This is a genomic window from Pedobacter rhizosphaerae (genome assembly GCF_900111155.1).
GTDB classification, from domain to species: Bacteria; Bacteroidota; Bacteroidia; order Sphingobacteriales; family Sphingobacteriaceae; genus Pedobacter; species Pedobacter rhizosphaerae.
The window spans coordinates 1-4,418 of record NZ_FOGG01000021.1 but is presented as its reverse complement, the minus strand read 5'-3'; the positions used below and the strand labels follow the sequence as shown (position 1 = coordinate 4,418).

At 40.4% G+C, this 4,418-nt stretch carries 4 protein-coding genes; 2 read left to right on the top strand and 2 right to left on the bottom strand.

Annotation, left to right across the window (positions count from 1 at the left end; all coding sequences use genetic code 11):
• Positions 1–94: 94 nt before the first annotated feature.
• On the bottom strand, positions 95–562 hold the full coding sequence (locus tag BMX11_RS16130) for a nucleoside deaminase (RefSeq protein ID WP_090886107.1): 468 nt from the start codon (positions 560–562) through the stop codon (positions 95–97).
• Positions 563–572: 10 nt separating this feature from the next.
• On the bottom strand, positions 573–908 hold the full coding sequence (locus BMX11_RS16125) for a tRNA-binding protein (RefSeq protein ID WP_090886105.1): 336 nt from the start codon (positions 906–908) through the stop codon (positions 573–575).
• A gap of 222 nt (positions 909–1,130) precedes the next feature.
• Here BMX11_RS16125 and BMX11_RS16120 point away from each other — a divergent pair, with 222 nt between their 5' ends.
• Both BMX11_RS16120 and xylA read left to right on the top strand, forming a co-directional pair.
• A complete protein-coding gene (locus BMX11_RS16120; protein ID WP_090886103.1) occupies positions 1,131–2,609 on the top strand; it encodes a xylulokinase in 1,479 nt (492 codons plus the stop codon).
• 19 nt (positions 2,610–2,628) lie between these two features.
• Positions 2,629–3,960, top strand: a complete 1,332-nt coding sequence (gene xylA, locus BMX11_RS16115) for a xylose isomerase (RefSeq protein ID WP_090886101.1) — start codon at positions 2,629–2,631, stop codon at positions 3,958–3,960.
• Positions 3,961–4,418 lie beyond the last annotated feature (458 nt).

Below are 4,418 nucleotides of genomic sequence, written 5' to 3'. Positions count from 1 at the left end.
GGGGTCCGAAGCCTATGGTGCTTAAAGCAGATCGCCAAACGTACTTAGGCACCTTAGGTGGTTAAAACGGCCGGTCTTGATACTCGATACTAAATCACCTTCTCTTTGCGAAAAAATTCTTCATCAATGCGGCACATTCCTCTGCTAATACATCGCCTTTAAGCACTGTTTTAGGATGTAGCAGATTGGCTCCTTTAGAAATAAATCCCCTTTTCTCTTCCCGTGCTCCGTATACGATTCTACTGATCTGTGTCCAATAGCTAGCGCCTGCACACATCACGCAAGGTTCAATGGTTACATATAAAGTGCAATCTCTCAGGTACTTTCCGCCTATTGTTTGTGCTGCAGAAGTAAAAGCCTGCATTTCTGCATGAGCCGTTACATCGTTAAAACGTTCTGTTAAATTGTATCCACGTCCAACGATCCTGTTTTTACAAACTACAATGGCACCAATCGGAATCTCCTCTTCTGCCAGTGCTTTTTCAGCCTCAGCTAGTGCAAGCCTCATATAGTGCTGATCTTCAGCCTCAGCATCGTTGTTGTCGAAATTATAGAAGCTCATTCGCTTTTGATTAGATTAATTTACTCCCGTTTGGAACCTTACTGCGAACAGCTGTTAATACAATATCTCCGTCCTCATCGGCAAAACCGGTAACCAAAAATTCAGACATAAATTTGCCTATTTGTTTCTTAGGAAAATTGGTTACCCCCACAATCTGTGTCCCAGGTAATTCTTCCTTAGTATAGTGTTTGGTGATTTGGGCACTGCTCATCTTTACGCCAAAGGGGCCAAAATCGACCTTAAGTTTATAGGCTGGTTTTCTCGCTTCGGGAAAGTCAAAAACCTCTAAAATGGTCCCTACCCGTAATTCAACCTTTTCAAAATCGCCCCAGGTTATCTCTTGCATATTTTTATCTAAATTGATTGCAGGTAAAAATATAAATTATTGCCTAACTATTTATATATACAATCAATTCAAAGGATTTCACTGCAGGGTTGGAAACACCTATTCCATACCGGATTCAACCAAACTAATTCCTTAAAAGGATAAAAAATTTGGCTTTTACATTTTTAGCGCTATATTTATGCAACCGTTTGCATAACCAGATATTAAATTGATTTATATAGCATGTATTTATTGGGAATTGATGTAGGCACATCATCTATAAAAGTGGCTGTTGTTGATGTACGCACGCAAAAGAGCGTAGCTACAGCACAATACCCCGAAACCGAAGTAGACATTAAAACGGTACAGCCGGGTTGGGCAGAACAATCCCCGCTAGGCTGGTGGGAAAATACTCAGCAAGCCATTATAAAGCTTAATCAAGCTGGTGGTTTCGATCCTAAAGAAATTAAAGCCATAGGAATCGCTTATCAAATGCATGGATTGGTTGTAGTTGATAAAGCGCAACAACCCCTGCGGGATAGTATCATTTGGTGCGATAGCAGGGCAGTAGAACTTGGCGAAAAAGCCTTTGATGCAATCGGACATGAAAAATGCCTGGCCAACCTCTTAAACTCTCCCGGAAATTTTACAGCGTCTAAACTAGCCTGGGTTAAACAGAACGAGCCTGAGCATTATCAGCATATCGAGAAAATTATGCTTCCAGGTGATTTTATTGCCATGAAGCTTACCGGAGAGATTACCACCAGTATCCCCGCATTATCGGAAGGTATTTTTTGGAATTTCAAAACTGATGAACTGGCCCATGAAGTGATGGAGCATTATGGCTTTAGCGAAAGTTTAATTCCCGCTATAAAACCCTTGTTCTCTGTTCACGGTAATCTCCGGGCAGATGTGGCTACTACTTTAGGACTCAGTGCGGGCATTCCTGTATCTTATAAATCGGGAGATCAACCTAATAATGCCCTTTCATTAAATGTATTAAAACCAGGAGAGGTGGCTGCAACCGCAGGTACTTCTGGCGTAATATATGGGGTGAGCGATAACCTAAACTACGACCCACAATCCAGAGTGAATACCTTTGCGCATGTTACCTATGCCAAAGAAGAAAAACATACCGGTGTGCTGCTTTGTATCAATGGAACCGGAAGTATGTATCGCTGGGCAAAGAACCAGTTCGCAAGTCAAACCAGTTATGCTGAACTCAATATGCTTGCCGAAAAGGCACCCATTGGTAGTAAGGGACTAAAGGTTATTCCTTTTGGAAATGGTGCCGAGCGCATGTTAAATAATAAATATACCGGTGCTCAATTGATTGGAATAGATCTGAATGTTCATAATCAATCGGATATTTTTAGGGCAGTACAAGAAGGAATTGCATTTTCTTTTAGATACGGTTTAGATATCATGAGAGAAAACGGAATGGAACCAAAAGTAATTCGTGCAGGCAGGGCTAATCTTTTTCTTAGCGACTTATTTGCACAAACTTTTGTTGATGTGACTGGCGTTCCAGTAGAACTTTATGAAAATGATGGCAGTGTGGGTGCAGCATTGGGGGCTGGAATAGGTGCAGGAATATTCGAAAGTGCTGCCGATGCCTTTACGCAACATGAGGTTATTAAACACTATACCCCGAAGAACGAAGAAGCATATGAACCCATTTATCAGGAATGGAAAACAATATTAAATAAAGCATTAAAATAGAATTCAAAATAAAAACACCATGAGTAAAGTAATAACAGGAACTAAAGAGTTTTTTAAAGGAATTGATCAAATTAAATATGAAGGCTTAGAAAGTGATAACCCTTTAGCCTTTAGATGGTACGATGCCAACAAAGTAGTGGCAGGTAAAACCATGAATGAGCACTTCAAATTTGCCTGTTCGTATTGGCATTCTTTCAATGGCAATGGTGGCGATCCATTTGGAGGAGCAACTCATGTTTTCCCATGGGATGAAAAGAAAGATGCAGTAGAACGGGCAAAAGATAAAATGGATGCTGCCTTTGAGTTTATTACCAAAATGCAAATTCCGTACTATTGTTTCCATGATGTGGATGTAGTGGATTATGGTGATGATATTGCAGAAAACGAGCGCAGATTGCAAGCCCTTGTTGAATATGCAAAACAAAAACAAGCCGACAGTGGCGTTAAACTTTTATGGGGAACAGCCAACTTGTTTAGCCATAAGCGCTATATGAATGGTGCTTCTACCAACCCTGATTTTCATGTATTGGCTCATGGAGCGGCTCAGGTTAAAGCTGCCTTAGATGCTACCATCGCCCTTGGCGGAGAGAATTATGTATTCTGGGGAGGAAGAGAAGGCTATATGAGCTTGCTTAATACCAACATGAAGCGTGAGCAGGAGCATTTGGCTAAATTCCTGCATACTGCAAAAGATTATGCACGTAAACAAGGCTTTAAAGGAACTTTCTTCATCGAGCCAAAACCTTGTGAACCTTCTAAACACCAGTATGATTATGATGCTGCAACCGTTAAAGGTTTCCTACAACAATATGATTTACTAAACGACTTCAAATTAAACCTGGAGGTTAACCACGCTACATTGGCCGGGCATACATTCCAACATGAGCTACAAGTTGCCGTAGATAATGGCTTATTAGGCTCTATCGACGCTAACCGCGGAGATTACCAGAATGGCTGGGATACGGATCAGTTTCCTAATGATATTAATGAACTTACAGAATCAATGTTGATCATTTTAGAAGGTGGCGGCCTTCAAGGTGGTGGTGTAAACTTCGATGCCAAAATTCGTCGTAATTCTACTGATCCTAAAGATCTTTTCTATGCACACATTGGTGGAATGGACATTTTTGCGCGTGCCTTGATCACCGCCGACAATATCCTTCAGAAATCTGAATACAAAAAAATCAGAACAGAAAGATATGCTTCTTTTGATTCAGGAAAAGGTGCTGATTTTGAACAAGGTAAACTGAGTCTGGAAGATTTAAGAAACTATGCTGCTGAAAATGGTGAACCGGAAGTTCGCAGTGGTAGACAAGAATATCTGGAAAATATCATCAACCGATACATCTAAAACCCAGTTATTGATTTACTGGCTGGTGCCTGCACCAGCCAGATTACATTTTACATGCCGCTGATTTCAGTCGTTGAGGACACTGCCACTGGATAAAAGGCAGATTCCATAGTAAACCGTCTTGCTGAACTTGTTTCAGCATCTTTTCCGCTGTTGTCGGGTGTCCGCACCAGCCAGATTATTTCCTATATAAATTGCTTGATCCCGTTCGCGGCGGCTACCAAATGATAGATAAAAAGAATATTTTTCAGGCTATATTTCCGAATATCACCTATCCTACAAAAATTGAAAAATTAAAAACGTTAAAATAACGTATATTATTTCCTGATTTTACTACATTTAGCTTTCTAAACCAAATTTTCATAATGAAGCACAACTTATTAGAGACGAAGGATTACATAGTTTTTATGATCTACTTCGTTATTGTAGCGGCCTATGGTCTTTACATCTACAACAAA

Bases quoted from the DNA above. Each gene is read 5' to 3' on its own strand.
- BMX11_RS16120 (WP_090886103.1), top strand. From the start codon at position 1,131: ATGTATTTATTGGGAATTGATGTAGGCACATCATCTATAAAAGTGGCT.
- BMX11_RS16130 (WP_090886107.1), bottom strand. From the start codon at position 562: ATGAGCTTCTATAATTTCGACAACAACGATGCTGAGGCTGAAGATCAG.
- BMX11_RS16125 (WP_090886105.1), bottom strand. From the start codon at position 908: ATGCAAGAGATAACCTGGGGCGATTTTGAAAAGGTTGAATTACGGGTA.
- xylA (WP_090886101.1), top strand. From the start codon at position 2,629: ATGAGTAAAGTAATAACAGGAACTAAAGAGTTTTTTAAAGGAATTGAT.